The 13,778-nt window shown below is 59.2% G+C and carries 14 protein-coding genes; 7 read left to right on the top strand and 7 right to left on the bottom strand.

Going from position 1 to position 13,778, the window contains the following annotated elements; genetic code table 11:
- The first annotated feature begins 140 nt into the window (after positions 1-140).
- The 4 genes from lldP (at position 141) to trmL (ending at position 4,317) form a co-directional block, all read left to right on the top strand.
- Positions 141-1,796 carry an L-lactate permease gene (gene lldP / locus GVK32_RS00510; protein WP_123709582.1) on the top strand — a complete coding sequence of 552 codons (1,656 nt, stop codon included), beginning with the start codon at positions 141-143 and terminating at the stop codon, positions 1,794-1,796.
- On the top strand, positions 1,793-2,566 hold the full coding sequence (gene lldR / locus GVK32_RS00505; RefSeq protein WP_041143196.1) for a transcriptional regulator LldR: 774 nt from the start codon (positions 1,793-1,795) through the stop codon (positions 2,564-2,566). The genes lldP and lldR overlap by 4 nt, the downstream gene beginning before the upstream one ends.
- On the top strand, positions 2,566-3,750 hold the full coding sequence (gene lldD, locus GVK32_RS00500; protein WP_041143197.1) for an FMN-dependent L-lactate dehydrogenase LldD: 1,185 nt from the start codon (positions 2,566-2,568) through the stop codon (positions 3,748-3,750). Before lldR ends, lldD begins: the two co-directional genes overlap by 1 nt.
- Positions 3,751-3,843: 93 nt before the next feature.
- Positions 3,844-4,317 carry a tRNA (uridine(34)/cytosine(34)/5-carboxymethylaminomethyluridine(34)-2'-O)-methyltransferase TrmL gene (trmL, locus tag GVK32_RS00495; RefSeq protein WP_128876918.1) on the top strand — a complete coding sequence of 158 codons (474 nt, stop codon included), beginning with the start codon at positions 3,844-3,846 and terminating at the stop codon, positions 4,315-4,317.
- Between the two features lie 183 nt (positions 4,318-4,500).
- On the opposite strand, the gene cysE is transcribed toward trmL, so the two are convergent.
- The 5 genes from cysE to GVK32_RS00470 form a co-directional block, all read right to left on the bottom strand.
- The gene (cysE, locus tag GVK32_RS00490; protein ID WP_041143199.1) at positions 4,501-5,322 is read right to left on the bottom strand and encodes a serine O-acetyltransferase; all 822 of its coding nucleotides are present in this window, start codon (positions 5,320-5,322) and stop codon (positions 4,501-4,503) included.
- 80 nt (positions 5,323-5,402) lie between these two features.
- Positions 5,403-6,419: an NAD(P)H-dependent glycerol-3-phosphate dehydrogenase gene (gene gpsA / locus GVK32_RS00485; protein WP_159864071.1), complete on the bottom strand. Its 1,017-nt coding sequence runs from the start codon at positions 6,417-6,419 to the stop codon at positions 5,403-5,405.
- Positions 6,419-6,886, bottom strand: coding sequence for a protein-export chaperone SecB (gene secB, locus GVK32_RS00480; RefSeq protein WP_041143201.1), 468 nt, complete (start codon positions 6,884-6,886; stop codon positions 6,419-6,421). Before secB ends, gpsA begins: the two co-directional genes overlap by 1 nt.
- 58 nt (positions 6,887-6,944) lie before the next feature.
- A complete protein-coding gene (gene grxC / locus GVK32_RS00475) occupies positions 6,945-7,196 on the bottom strand; it encodes a glutaredoxin 3 (RefSeq protein ID WP_041143202.1) in 252 nt (83 codons plus the stop codon).
- Between the two features lie 109 nt (positions 7,197-7,305).
- Positions 7,306-7,737 carry a rhodanese-like domain-containing protein gene (locus tag GVK32_RS00470; protein ID WP_076946268.1) on the bottom strand — a complete coding sequence of 144 codons (432 nt, stop codon included), beginning with the start codon at positions 7,735-7,737 and terminating at the stop codon, positions 7,306-7,308.
- A 245-nt stretch (positions 7,738-7,982) separates the two neighbouring features.
- Between GVK32_RS00470 and gpmM the strand changes: the two genes are divergently transcribed.
- The 3 genes from gpmM to GVK32_RS00455 are packed head-to-tail and all read left to right on the top strand — an operon-like array spanning position 7,983 to position 11,759.
- Positions 7,983-9,527 carry a 2,3-bisphosphoglycerate-independent phosphoglycerate mutase gene (gene gpmM, locus GVK32_RS00465; RefSeq protein ID WP_159864069.1) on the top strand — a complete coding sequence of 515 codons (1,545 nt, stop codon included), beginning with the start codon at positions 7,983-7,985 and terminating at the stop codon, positions 9,525-9,527.
- Positions 9,528-9,536: 9 nt separating this feature from the next.
- Positions 9,537-10,808 (top strand): murein hydrolase activator EnvC, encoded by a 1,272-nt coding sequence (gene envC, locus GVK32_RS00460; protein ID WP_159864068.1) that lies wholly within the window; start codon positions 9,537-9,539, stop codon positions 10,806-10,808.
- Between the two features lie 3 nt (positions 10,809-10,811).
- Entirely contained in the window at positions 10,812-11,759 is a 948-nt protein-coding gene (locus tag GVK32_RS00455; protein ID WP_159864066.1) for a divergent polysaccharide deacetylase family protein, read from the top strand.
- On the opposite strand, the gene GVK32_RS00450 is transcribed toward GVK32_RS00455, so the two are convergent.
- Both GVK32_RS00450 and tdh read right to left on the bottom strand, forming a co-directional pair.
- Complete coding sequence (locus GVK32_RS00450; RefSeq protein WP_159864064.1) at positions 11,756-12,553, bottom strand: glycosyltransferase family 2 protein; 798 nt, start codon at positions 12,551-12,553, stop codon at positions 11,756-11,758. The two genes, GVK32_RS00455 and GVK32_RS00450, sit on opposite strands and share 4 nt — an antisense overlap.
- A gap of 195 nt (positions 12,554-12,748) precedes the next feature.
- A complete protein-coding gene (tdh, locus tag GVK32_RS00445) occupies positions 12,749-13,774 on the bottom strand; it encodes an L-threonine 3-dehydrogenase (protein WP_041143208.1) in 1,026 nt (341 codons plus the stop codon).
- Between the last annotated feature and the right edge of the window lie 4 nt (positions 13,775-13,778).

The following is a 13,778-nucleotide window of genomic DNA, read 5'->3' as shown; positions in this document are numbered from 1 at the left end:
TGCTCATTAATAACATTTGGTTAACCATTCGTTGTCGCTACCCCTACAACACCCTTTTGGCTGGGCCAATTTTACAAATGATGTGACCTGCAAGGAGCGCAGACTCAGCACAGCATCGTGGTGGCCCGATGGAGACCTGCATGAGCATCTGGCAACAAAATTACGATCCGGCCGGTAATATCTGGCTCTCAAGCTTTATCGCATCGCTACCGATTCTGTTTTTCTTTTTTGCCCTGATAAAGCTCAAGCTCAAAGGGTACGTTGCCGCCACCTGGACCGTCGCGATCGCGCTGACAGTGGCGCTACTGTTCTATAAAATGCCGGTCGATCGCGCGCTGACCTCGGTGGTCTACGGCTTCTTCTACGGCCTGTGGCCCATCGCCTGGATTATTATTGCCGCCGTATTCGTCTACAAAATTTCGGTGAAGACCGGGCAGTTCGAGATTATCCGCTCGTCAATTCTCTCCATTACCCCCGACCAGCGCCTGCAGATGCTGATCGTCGGCTTCTCCTTCGGCGCCTTCCTTGAAGGGGCTGCGGGCTTTGGTGCTCCGGTGGCGATTACCGCCGCGCTGCTGGTGGGTCTCGGCTTTAACCCTCTGTACGCCGCGGGCCTGTGCCTGATCGTTAACACCGCACCGGTCGCTTTCGGTGCGATGGGGATCCCCATACTGGTCGCCGGCCAGGTCACCGGTATCGACAGCTTCGCCATCGGCCAGATGGTCGGACGCCAGCTGCCGTTCCTGACGATCATCGTGCTGTTCTGGATTATGGCGATTATGGACGGCTGGCGCGGCGTCAAAGAGACCTGGCCTGCGGTCATGGTCGCCGGCGGCTCCTTTGCGATTGCGCAATACCTCAGCTCAAACTTCCTTGGCCCGGAGCTGCCGGATATCATCTCCTCGCTGGTATCGCTGGTCTGCCTGACCCTGTTCCTCAAGCGCTGGCAGCCGGTGCGCATCTTCCGCTTTGGCGATATGGGCGCCGCGCAGGTCGATCAAACCCTGGCGCGCACGCATTACACCGCCGGACAGATTGTTCGCGCCTGGTCGCCGTTCCTGTTCCTGACAGCCACCGTCACGCTGTGGAGCATCCCGCCGTTTAAGGCCCTGTTTGCGCCGGGCGGAGCGATGTACGACTTCGTGATCAATATCTCCGTGCCGTTCCTCGATAAGATGGTCGCGCGCATGCCGCCGGTGGTCAGCGCCGCGACGCCTTACGCCGCGGTGTATAAATTCGACTGGCTGTCGGCGACCGGTACCGCCATTCTGTTCGCGGCGATACTTTCCGTGGTCTGGCTGCGCATGAAGCCGAAAGACGCGCTGATCACCTTTGGCAGCACGCTCAAGGAGCTGGCGCTGCCGATTTACTCCATCGGCATGGTTCTGGCGTTCGCGTTTATCTCCAACTACTCCGGACTGTCGTCGACGCTGGCGCTCGCCCTGGCGCATACCGGCCACGCGTTTACCTTCTTCTCGCCGTTCCTCGGCTGGCTGGGGGTGTTCCTGACCGGTTCAGATACCTCGTCGAACGCGCTGTTCGCCGCGCTGCAGGCCACCGCGGCCCAGCAAATTGGCGTCTCCGATATCCTGTTGGTTGCCGCCAACACCACCGGCGGAGTCACCGGGAAGATGATCTCCCCGCAGTCCATCGCCATCGCCTGTGCGGCGGTAGGCCTGGTGGGTAGGGAGTCCGACCTGTTCCGCTTTACCGTAAAACATAGCCTGATCTTTACCTGTATGGTCGGCGTCATCACCACGCTGCAGGCCTACGTCTTAACCTGGATGATCCCGTGATAGTGATGCCTAAGCGCCTCGCCGACGACGTAGCCCAGCGCGTGCGGGAGCTGATTGAAGAACAAAACCTCGAGGCGGGCATGCGACTGCCCGCCGAAAGGCAGCTGGCCGCCCAGCTCGGCGTGTCGCGTAACTCGCTGCGCGAGGCGCTGGCGATGCTGGTTAACGAAGGGCTCCTGCTGAGCCGGCGCGGCGGCGGAACCTTTGTCCGCTGGCAGCACGAGGCGTGGTCGGAACAGAATATCGTGCAGCCGCTGAAAACGCTGCTCGCCGACGACCCCGACTACAGTTTTGATATTCTCGAAGCCCGCCACGCCATTGAGGCCAGTACCGCCTGGCATGCCGCAATGAGGGCAACCGATGCTGAAAAAGAGAAAATCCGCCTGTGCTTTGAAGCCACCCAGAGCGAAGACCCGGATCTGGCCTCCCAGGCTGACGTCCGCTTCCACCTGGCGATTGCCGAGGCGTCGCACAACGTGGTACTGCTGCAAACCATGCGCGGCTTTTTCGACCTTCTGCAGTCGTCGGTCAAGGAGAGCCGCCAGCGGATGTACCTTGTGCCGCCGGTTTTCGCCCGCCTGACCGAACAGCATCAGGCCGTGATGGACGCTATTTTTGCCGCTGACGCCGAGGGCGCGCGGCAGGCGATGATGGCCCATTTGGGCTTTGTCCACGCCACGATTAAACATTTTGATGAAGACCAGGCCCGCCAGGCACGCATTACCCGCCTGCCCGGTGACCACAATGAAAATTCCAGGGAGAACTCGTGATGATTATTTCAGCCGCCAGCGACTACCGCGCCGCCGCACAGCGTATCCTGCCGCCGTTCCTGTTCCACTATATCGACGGCGGAGCCTACGCCGAGCACACGCTGCGCCGCAACGTTGAGGACCTCTCCGACGTGGCCCTGCGCCAGCGGGTGCTGAAAAATATGTCGGACCTGAGCCTGGAAACCACGCTCTTCAAAGAGAAGCTCTCCATGCCGGTGGCGCTGGCGCCGGTCGGGCTGTGCGGAATGTACGCCCGCCGCGGCGAAGTGCAGGCGGCGGGCGCGGCGGATGATAAAGGCATTCCGTTTACCCTTTCTACCGTTTCCGTGTGCCCGATTGAAGAGGTCGCCCCGACCATCAAGCGCCCGATGTGGTTCCAGCTGTACGTCCTGCGCGATCGCGGCTTTATGCGCAACGCGCTGGAGCGCGCGAAGGCCGCGGGCTGCTCCACGCTGGTCTTTACCGTTGATATGCCGACGCCGGGGGCCCGCTACCGCGACGCTCATTCCGGAATGAGCGGCCCAAATGCGGCGATGCGCCGCTACTGGCAGGCAATGACCCACCCGCAGTGGGCATGGGACGTTGGCCTAAACGGCCGCCCGCACGACCTCGGCAATATCTCCGCCTATCTCGGTAAACCGACCGGCCTTGAGGACTATATCGGCTGGCTGGCCAACAACTTCGATCCGTCTATTTCGTGGAAAGACCTCGAGTGGATCCGCGAATTCTGGGACGGCCCGATGGTGATCAAGGGGATCCTCGATCCGCAGGATGCGCGCGATGCGGTGCGCTTCGGCGCCGACGGGATCGTGGTTTCTAACCACGGTGGCCGCCAGCTCGACGGCGTTCTCTCCTCCGCCCGCGCGCTGCCCGCCATTGCCGACGCGGTGAAGGGCGATATCGCTATTCTTGCCGACAGCGGGATTCGCAACGGTCTCGACGTGGTGCGGATGATTGCGCTGGGCGCCGACAGCGTGCTGCTCGGCCGCGCCTATCTGTACGCCCTGGCGACGCACGGCAAGCAGGGGGTCGCGAATTTGCTGAACCTGATTGAAAAAGAGATGAAGGTGGCGATGACCCTGACCGGAACCAAAACCATCGGCGAAATCAGCCGCGACTCGCTGGTGCAAAACGCCGAAGCGCTGCAGACCTTCAGCGCGCTCAAGCCGGGTAACGCCGCGTAATCCGCCCGCCCGGCGCTCTCCCGCAGGGATGAGGGCCGGGGAAATATCTGCTATTCTGCCCCCGCCATCAAGAGCCTAATGAGACAGGGCAGCATGCTGAACATTGTACTATTCGAACCAGAGATCCCGCCGAACACCGGCAATATTATCCGCCTGTGCGCCAACACCGGCTTTAGCCTGCATATCATCGAGCCGATGGGCTTCGCCTGGGACGATAAGCGTCTGCGCCGGGCCGGGCTGGATTACCACGAGTTTACCGCCGTTCAGCGACATCGCGACTATGCGGCTTTTGTCGACAGCGCCAGGCCGCAGCGCCTGTTCGCGCTGACCACCAAAGGCACGCCCGCCCACAGCGCGGTGAGCTATCAGGACGGTGATTTTTTGCTGTTTGGCCCGGAAACGCGCGGTCTGCCGGCCAGCATTCTTGACGCGCTGCCGCCGCAGCAGAAAATCCGTATTCCGATGATGCCGGACAGCCGCAGCATGAACCTGTCAAACGCGGTGTCGGTGGTGGTGTATGAAGCCTGGCGCCAGCTGGGGTATCCGGGCGCGGTGCTGCGTAGCTAAGCCTGGCCATTCCCGGACTGCGGCGCGCTGCGCTTTATGCGGGTTAAGTAGCCAGTCCGCAATGCTCGACGCTATCGGCGCAGTCAGATTGAACAGGGACCGCGAATCGCCGCCGCGTACACGCAGCGCGTGAGGAGGGTGAGCACCGCCCGGGTTCAGGCGGGCAGCTAAGATAGCCCGACGCTAGATCCCGTCGCCGTACTCAAACGTATGGTGGATGCCGTTAAAGTGCTGATCCATATCCATCGCCGGCTTATCGCTCTCCGGCTTGCCGACGATGCGCGCCGGAACGCCGGCGGCGGTAGTATGCGGCGGAACGGGCTGCAGCACCACGGAACCGGCGCCGATTTTGGCCCCGCGTCCCACTTCGATATTGCCGAGGATCTTGGCTCCGGCGCCAATCATCACGCCTTCGCGGATTTTCGGATGGCGATCGCCGCTGGTTTTACCGGTACCGCCGAGGGTAACGGATTGCAGAATTGAGACGTCGTTCTCGATCACCGCCGTTTCGCCAACCACAATGCCGGTAGCGTGGTCGAGCATGATCCCACGGCCAATATTCGCCGCCGGGTGGATATCGACCTGGAATGAGACGGAAACCTGGTTTTGCAGGAAAATGGCCAGCGCACGCCGGCCCTGATTCCACAGCCAGTGCCCGATGCGGTAGGCCTGCAGCGCGTGAAAGCCTTTGAGGTACAGCAGCGGCGTGGAGTATTTATCGACCGCCGGGTCGCGAGTACGCACGGCCTGAATATCACAGGCGGCGGCGGCGATCATCTCCGGGTCGGCGGCATAGGCCTCTTCCACCACTTCACGAATCGCAATGGCGGGCATAATCGGCGAGGCCAGCTTGTTAGCCAGCATATAGCTCAGGGCGCTGCCGAGGTTTTCATGCTTAAGCAGCGTGGCGTGGTAGAAACTGGCAAGCATCGGCTCACAGTCAGCTAAAGCCCGGGCTTCGGCTTTAATATTATTCCAGACGATATCCAGTTCTTCACACGGCATTGCTGACTCCAGGCGATAGCATAATGACCGGCCAGTTCTATGCTGACCGGGTCATCGAGGTGACAAAGGTTCCTTTAAGGCTAATTGCTGCGCTCGTCCTTGCGTGCGCGACCTAATAGGGTCAATGCTGCCTCGCGCGCAATTTTTCCGCAATACAATACCTGATAAATTTCCTCGGTTATTGGCATTTCGACACCTAAACGCTGTGCCAGAACGCGAACTTCCTTGGTATTGCGGTAGCCTTCAACCACCTGACCAATCTTATCCTGCGCGCTTTGTACATCCATGCCCTCACCGAGCATCATGCCAAAGCGACGGTTACGCGACTGGTTGTCGGTACAGGTCAGGACCAAATCGCCCAGACCCGCCATCCCCATAAAGGTTTCCGGATCGGCGCCCAGCGCCGCGCCCAGGCGAGACATCTCGACCAGACCACGGGTAATCAGCGCGGTACGCGCATTGGCGCCAAAGCCGATACCGTCGGACATCCCGGCGCCAATGGCGATAACGTTTTTCACCGCGCCGCCAAGCTGGACGCCAATAAAGTCCGGATTGATATAGACGCGGAAACTTTTACCGCAGTGCAGCAGGTGCTGGAGATCGTCGGCAAACTGCGGATCCGTCGCGGCCAGGGAGATGGCCGTCGGCAGCCCTGCGGCCAGCTCTTTCGCAAAGGTCGGGCCGGAGATCACCGCCAGCGGAATATCTTCCCCCAGCGCTTCCCGCGCGACGTCCTGCAGCAGGCGACCGGTTTCGGCTTCGAGACCTTTCGTCGCCCACACCAGGCGCGAGTCGGCACGCATCAGCGGCTTAATCTGGCGCAGAACCTGGCCAAAGACGTGGCTCGGAACGACAACCAGAATATCGCGACTGACGGCAAGGGCGGTCGACAGGTCGCTCTCCAGATGCAGCGTATCGGGGAAGGGAACGTCGGGAAGAAAAGCGGCGTTGCAGCGATCGTTTTGCAGCGTCGCGATGTGCTTAGGGTCATGGCCCCAGAGCACAACGTGATGGCCATTTCTTGCCAGGGTGATGGCAAGAGCGGTGCCGTAAGAGCCGGCACCGATCACAGTCATTGCAGCATTAAGTTCGTTCATCAGGCATCCTGATGTTGTTCGGCACCTTCGCCAGCCTGCTGCTGCAGATAGTTCATGAACAGCGCATCGAAGTTCACTGGCGCAAGGTTCAGTTGCGGGAAGGTACCGCGAGAAACCAGGCTGGTAATGCACTCACGCGCATACGGGAACAGGATGTTCGGGCAGTATGCGCCGAGGCAATGCGCCATCTGGTTGCCGTCAATGCCTTCGATGGAGAAAATACCGCCCTGCTGTACTTCACACAGGAATGCGGTTTCTTCGCCCAACGCGGCGGTTACGGTCACACGCAGCACCACTTCATAGACGCCTTCAGCCAGCTGGCTGGAAGCGGTATCCAGATCAAGTTTAACTTCCGGCTGCCAATCTTTCTGGAAAACTTGCGGAGCATTCGGCGCTTCGAAGGAGATATCCTTGGTATAAATACGCTGGATCTGGAAAGTCATTTCGGTGCTGTTTTGTTCTGACATAGTAAAACCCTTTCGTGTTGTCCTTAAATACGCCTACCCGGCCTGGGTGGACGCAAAATTAGCGCAGCAGGGGATCAAGTCCACCACGTGAATCAAGCGCATACAAGTCGTCACAGCCGCCAATGTGCTGTTCATCAATAAAAATCTGCGGAACCGTGGTCCGACCGCTGCGTTGGATCATCTCTTCACGCTTCGTCGCGTTGCCATCGATCGGCAGCTCGTTGAACGTCACGCCTTTGCTGTTCAGCAGTGCTTTAGCACGCACGCAGAACGGGCAGGTCGCTTTGGTATAGATATCAATATTGGCCATGACTTCACTCCTGTTTTTACCCTGAGGATTTTAGGCCGCAGGCAAGGCGCTCCCCCAGCGGCTAGCCGCAAGGAGGGAACCCTGCTACGTCATAAAGGCGTGGGGTAAATTATTTGCCGCGTACCAGCGGAAGGTTTTCACCGCTCCAGCCGGCAATGCCTTCTTTCAGTACAAAGACCTTCTCGAATCCGGCTTTATTCAGCGCGCTCGCAGGGTCTTGCGCCTGCATACCGGAACCGTCTACCACTATAATGGGTTGTGCTTTGTGCTTTTCCAACTCACCCACGTTATTTGCCTTGATATCGCTCGGCAGCAGGTTGAGGGAGCCGGCAATGTGGCCTTTACGGAAATCGTCACGCTGACGCAGGTCAACAACGACCGCATCTTCTTTGTTGATCAGACGCGTCGCTTCACCACGGGTAATGACTTTAATTTTCGACGTCAGCCCTTTAAAGGTGGTGAACAGCACCGCACCCAGCAGCGCGATCCACGCGATGCTCAGGACGGGGTGACGGCCGACGAATTGCATAATTTCTTGCATGGGGGGTTACAACTCCCGACTAAGTGATAAAAAAACCAGGCAAGGAGTATACCTGTGCATTGCGGCAAATACAGCCAGTGAGCGTGATGTAATGCATTTTCTGCGGCACGCCACGAAAAAAATTCCCCCTTGCCGCTCCCCTGCGGCCCGGCCGCTCTCTTTCTTTGATCTTTTACGGTGATTTGATCGATTCAGCTGTAGTAAAATTACGCAAATTTTCTGTCTTTGAGCATGAGGTTGTCGCAATGTCGGTTTCTAAAAAACCTATGGTACTGGTCATTCTGGATGGCTATGGCTACCGTGAAGAGCAGCAAGATAACGCTATTTATAGCGCAAAAACCCCCGTTATGGACGCGCTGTGGGCGAAACGTCCTCATCTGCTGATTGATGCTTCAGGCCTCGAAGTGGGCCTGCCGGATCGCCAGATGGGCAACTCCGAAGTGGGCCACGTTAACCTTGGCGCCGGTCGTATCGTTTACCAGGACCTGACCCGTCTCGATGTTGAAATCAAAGAGCGGACGTTCTTTGCTAACCCGGTACTGACCGCGGCGGTAGACAAAGCGGCGGCGGCGGGCAAAGCGGTTCACATCATGGGCCTGATGTCTCCCGGCGGCGTTCACAGCCACGAAGACCACATCATGGCGATGGTTGAGCTGGCAGCGGAGCGCGGCGCGGAAAAAATCTACCTGCACGCGTTCCTCGACGGCCGCGATACTCCGCCGCGCAGCGCGGAAAAAACGCTGGCGAAGTTCGAAGACAAATTTGCCGCCCTCGGTAAAGGCCGCGTGGCCTCTATTATCGGTCGCTACTACGCGATGGACCGCGACAACCGCTGGGATCGCGTCGAGCAGGCGTACAACCTGATGACCCTGGCACAGGGCGAGTTCCAGGCCGATAGCGCCGTTGCCGGCCTGCAGGCCGCCTACGCGCGTGATGAAAACGACGAATTCGTCAAAGCCACGGTCATTCGCGCCGCCGGCCAGGCCGATGCGGCAATGGAAGACGGCGATGCGCTGATTTTCATGAACTTCCGCGCCGACCGCGCCCGTGAAATCACCCGCGCCTTCGTCAACGCTGATTTCGACGGCTTTGCGCGTAAGAAAACGGTTAAGCTCGATTTCGTGATGCTGACCGAATACGCCGCGGATATCAAAGTCGCCTGCGCCTACCCGCCGGCTTCTCTGGAAAACACCTTCGGCGAGTGGATGGCGAAAAACGATAAAACGCAGCTGCGTATCTCCGAAACGGAAAAATACGCGCACGTCACCTTCTTCTTCAACGGCGGCGTCGAAGAGCCGTTTAAAGGCGAAGAGCGTATTTTGATCAACTCCCCGAAAGTCGCGACCTACGATCTGCAGCCGGAAATGAGCTCCGCCGAGCTGACTGAAAAACTGGTTGCGGCCATCAAAGGCGGCGAGTACGACACCATCATCTGCAACTATCCAAACGGCGATATGGTCGGCCATACCGGGGTCATGGAAGCGGCGATTAAAGCCGTTGAAACGCTGGATAACTGTGTCGATCAGGTGGTTAACGCAGTCGAAGCCGCTGGCGGCCAGCTGCTGATCACCGCCGATCACGGCAACGCTGAGCAGATGCGCGACCCTTCTACCGGACAGGCTCATACTGCCCACACCAACCTGCCGGTACCGCTGATCTACGTCGGTGATAAAACCGTGAAAGCGGCCGCAGATGGCAAACTTTCCGATATCGCGCCGACCATGCTGTCGCTGATGGGAATGGAAATCCCGCAAGAGATGACTGGCAAGCCGCTGTTCATCGTGGAATAATCCTTCCCCATGAGGGGAAAGGCGACTTATTCAAATACATGGATCGCAACCACGGTGCGATCCGTTCTTTACGCCAGCGCGTTTAGCGCTGGCGTATTGCTGTGCGCCGTACCTGCCCACGCGGACGATCGCGATCAGCTAAAATCCATTCAGGCCGATATTGCCGCTAAACAGCGTGCGATACAGCAGCAGCAGCAGCAGCGCTCTTCCCTGCTCGCTCAGCTAAAGACCCAGGAAGAAGCCATCTCCGCCGCCGCCCGCAAGCTGCGTGAAACCCAGGCCACCCTGACCCAGCTGAACAAGCAGATTGACGAGATGAACGCCTCTATCGCCAAACTGGAGCGCCAGCGCGCCTTGCAGGAGCGCAACCTCTCCGCCCAGCTGGACGCCGCGTTTCGTCAGGGGCCGCACACCGGCATGCAGATGATCCTCAGCGGCGAGGAAGGCCAGCGCAACCAGCGTATCCAGGCCTACTACGGTTATCTCAACCAGGCCCGCCAGGAGACCATCGCGCAGCTGAAGCAAACGCGCGAAGAAGTCACCGCGCAAAAAGCTGAGCTGGAAGAGAAGCAGAGCCAGCAGCAAACGCTGGTCTACGAGCAGCGCGCGCAGCAGGCCAAGCTTGAGCAGGCGCGTAACGAGCGTAAAAAGACGCTTTCAGGCCTCGAATCCTCCATTCAGCAGGGGCAACAGCAGCTGGGCGAAATGCGGGCCAACGAATCGCGTCTGCGCGGTCGCGTTGCCCAGGCAGAAGCGGCGGCTAAGGCTCGCGCGGAGCGCGAAGCCCGCGAAGCGCAGGCGGTCCGCGATCGCCAGCAGGATGCCTCCCGCAAAGGCACCACCTACAAACCATCTGAAAGCGAACGTTCGCTGATATCCCGTACCGGCGGACTGGGTTCGCCGCGCGGCCAGGCCTACTGGCCGGTTCGCGGCACGCTGCTTCACCGCTATGGCGAACAGCTGCAAGGTGAACTACGTTGGAAGGGGATGGTTATCGCCGCGTCTGAAGGCACCGAGGTCAAAGCGATAGCCGATGGCCGGGTGATCCTCGCCGACTGGCTGCAGGGCTACGGCCTGGTGGTGGTCGTTGAGCACGGTAAAGGCGATATGAGCCTCTACGGCTATAATCAAAGCGCGCTGGTTAGCGTCGGGACTCAGGTCCGGGCGGGCCAGGCGATTGCCCTCGTTGGCAGCAGCGGCGGTCAAGGCCGTCCGTCGCTCTATTTCGAAATTCGTCGCCAGGGTCAGGCGGTCAATCCACAGCCGTGGTTGGGAAGATAAGTTTTGCTTCAATTTCGCAGAATTGCACTCGCGGTAGCCGGTACGCTGGCTTTCGCAGCGCCAGCTTTTGCTGGCAAACTCTCCATTGTTATTGACGACTTTGGCTATCGTCCACAGACGGAAAATCAGGTGCTGGCGCTGCCGGCCACCGTCTCCGTCGCCGTGTTACCTAACGCTCCGCACGCCCGTGAAATGGCGACCAAAGCGCACGGCCTCGGCCATGAGGTGCTCATTCACCTGCCGATGGCGCCGCTCAGCAAACAGCCGCTGGAAAAAGACACCCTGCGCCCGGATATGAGCAGCGCGGAGATCGAGCGCATCATCCGTGAAGCCTATGGCAAAGTGCCGTACGCCGTGGGGCTGAACAACCACATGGGCAGCGCGATGACCTCCAGCCTGTTCGGTATGCAGAAGGTGATGCAGGCACTGGAACGCTACAATCTCTACTTCCTCGACAGCGTGACCATCGGCAATAGCCAGGCGATGCGTGCCGCGCAGGGTACCGGGGTGAAGGTGATTAAGCGCAAGGTGTTCCTCGACGATACGCAGAATGAAGCGGATATCCGCGTTCAGTTCAACCGGGCCATCGCCCTGGCGCGGCGTAACGGTTCGGCGATTGCTATCGGCCATCCGCACCCCACCACGGTGCGCGTGCTGCAGCAGATGGTCTATAGCCTGCCGTCGGACATTACCCTCGTGCGCCCGAGCAGCCTGCTCAACGAGCCGCAGGTGGATACCTCCACGCCAAATACCGCGCCGCCGTCGCAGACCGTCCCGCCAACGAAGCCGCATAATCCGTTCCGCGGCGTGAAGTACTGCAAGCCGAAGCATCCGCCTGAACCGGTGTACGCCAGCCGGTTCTTTAGCATCCTCAGCGAAAGCATTAGCCAGAGCGCGCTGGTGCAGTATTACCAGCTGAAATGGCAGGGCTGGGATACGCCGACGAACTAGAGGGATCGGGAACCCGGGCGCTTTTCCGCCGCGGGCTCCCGTTTATCCCCCTCGGCATACCAGGCTTTAAAATATTTCAGGAAGCTGTAGAAGGTGGCGTACAGTCCGGTCACCAGCCCCACCTTCCCGCGACGCCACGCCCCGCTGAACAGATACCACTTAAAAAACGCACCAATCGCGCTGATAGCGGCGCGGCTCAGCGACGGCCTGATCTTCTGGTACTTCACCAGCCGGGTGGTATAGCTATTGAGCTTATGAAACACTTCATGCAGCGAGTAGAAGGTATCGTGACGCACGCGGCCGGGCAGCCTGATTGAGCGGCCGTAGCCGACGACGCGATCGTCCACCGGGCGATCGTTAAAGGCCGCTACGGTGCGGTTGAACAAGCGGACCGGGTAATCCGGCGATGAAACGGGGTAAATGGTTCTGACCGCCTCCCCCAGCACATACCAGTAGCGCGGCAGGCGCCACGCGCAGTCAGGAGCGTTCTCCTGCCCGACTTTGAGCCTTAGAATGGCGGCCACCGTCTCGGCATCGAGGATTTCGTCGCTATCCATACACAGCACCCAGTCATGGCTGGCCAGCGCCGTGGCGTAGTTCATCTGCGCCCCGTGGGAGGTATAGGCGTGGTGATGGACCTGCAGCCCGAACTGCCGGCAGATATCCAGCGTCGCATCCGTGCTGCCCGAATCAACGACGATACACTCATCCGCCACCTGTAATAGCGGCGGCAAAACGTCCCTCAGCAGGCGGGCGGAGTCATAGGTTAGCAGGCAGACGGCGAGTTTAGACATAGCGTTTATAAGGTTAAAACATGGGTAAACAAACTGTATAAACGACCGGGCAAAAAATCGATTTAGAAATAGTGCTTTTACGATGAAGTACGCTTGAAATGTTATCCACATCCCAATAAAAAAGCGCCCGCAGGCGCTCAGAATATGCGTTAGCAAAACGGGTATTCGTCTGCTAACGCGGCGGACAACGGACGTTTAATCCCAGCTCAGAATCACTTTACCGGACTGGCCTGAGCGCATCGCGTCAAAGCCCTGCTGGAAATCATCAATGCCGAAACGGTGGGTGATAATCGGCGACAGGTCTAAACCAGACTGGATCAGCGCCGCCATCTTGTACCAGGTTTCAAACATCTCGCGACCGTAAATCCCTTTGATGAACAGCCCCTTGAAGATGACTTTGGTCCAGTCGATGGACATATCGGATGGCGGAATACCGAGCATCGCAATACGGCCACCGTGGTTCATGGTGTCCAGCATGGTACGAAACGCCGGCGGCGCGCCGGACATCTCCAGACCCACGTCGAACCCTTCGGTCATGCCCAGTTCGGCCATCACGTCGGCAAGGCTCTCCTGCGCAACGTTAACCGCGCGGGTCACGCCCATCTTACGCGCAAGGCCCAGACGGTACTCGTTCACGTCGGTGATCACCACGTTGCGCGCGCCGACGTGCTTAGCGACCGCCGCCGCCATGATGCCAATCGGGCCGGCGCCGGAAACCAGCACATCTTCGCCGACGAGGTCGAAGGAGAGCGCGGTGTGGACGGCGTTACCAAAGGGGTCAAAAATCGACGCCAGATCGTCAGAAATGTTGTCCGGAATTTTGAAGGCATTGAAGGCCGGGATCACCAGATACTCGGCAAAACAGCCGGGACGGTTAACGCCAACCCCGATGGTGTTGCGGCACAGGTGAGTACGCCCGGCGCGACAGTTACGACAGTGGCCGCAGGTAATATGACCTTCGCCGGAAACGCGATCGCCCAGCTTAAAGCCGCGAACTTCCTGACCGATACCCACGACTTCACCGACGTATTCGTGCCCTACCACCATCGGCACCGGGATGGTCTTCTGCGACCACTCGTCCCAGTTATAGATGTGTACGTCGGTACCGCAAATTGCGGTCTTACGGATTTTAATCAGCAGATCGTTGTGGCCGACTTCCGGTTCCGGTACGTCGGTCATCCAGATGCCTTCTTCCGCTTTCAGTTTGGATAACGCTTTCATCTCA

The sequence above is a fragment of the Klebsiella sp. 18074 genome (assembly GCF_902705905.1).
Classification (GTDB): domain Bacteria; phylum Pseudomonadota; class Gammaproteobacteria; order Enterobacterales; family Enterobacteriaceae; genus Klebsiella; species Klebsiella terrigena.
The sequence above is the reverse complement of the archived record's forward strand: the minus strand, read 5'-3'. Positions and strand labels throughout refer to the sequence as shown.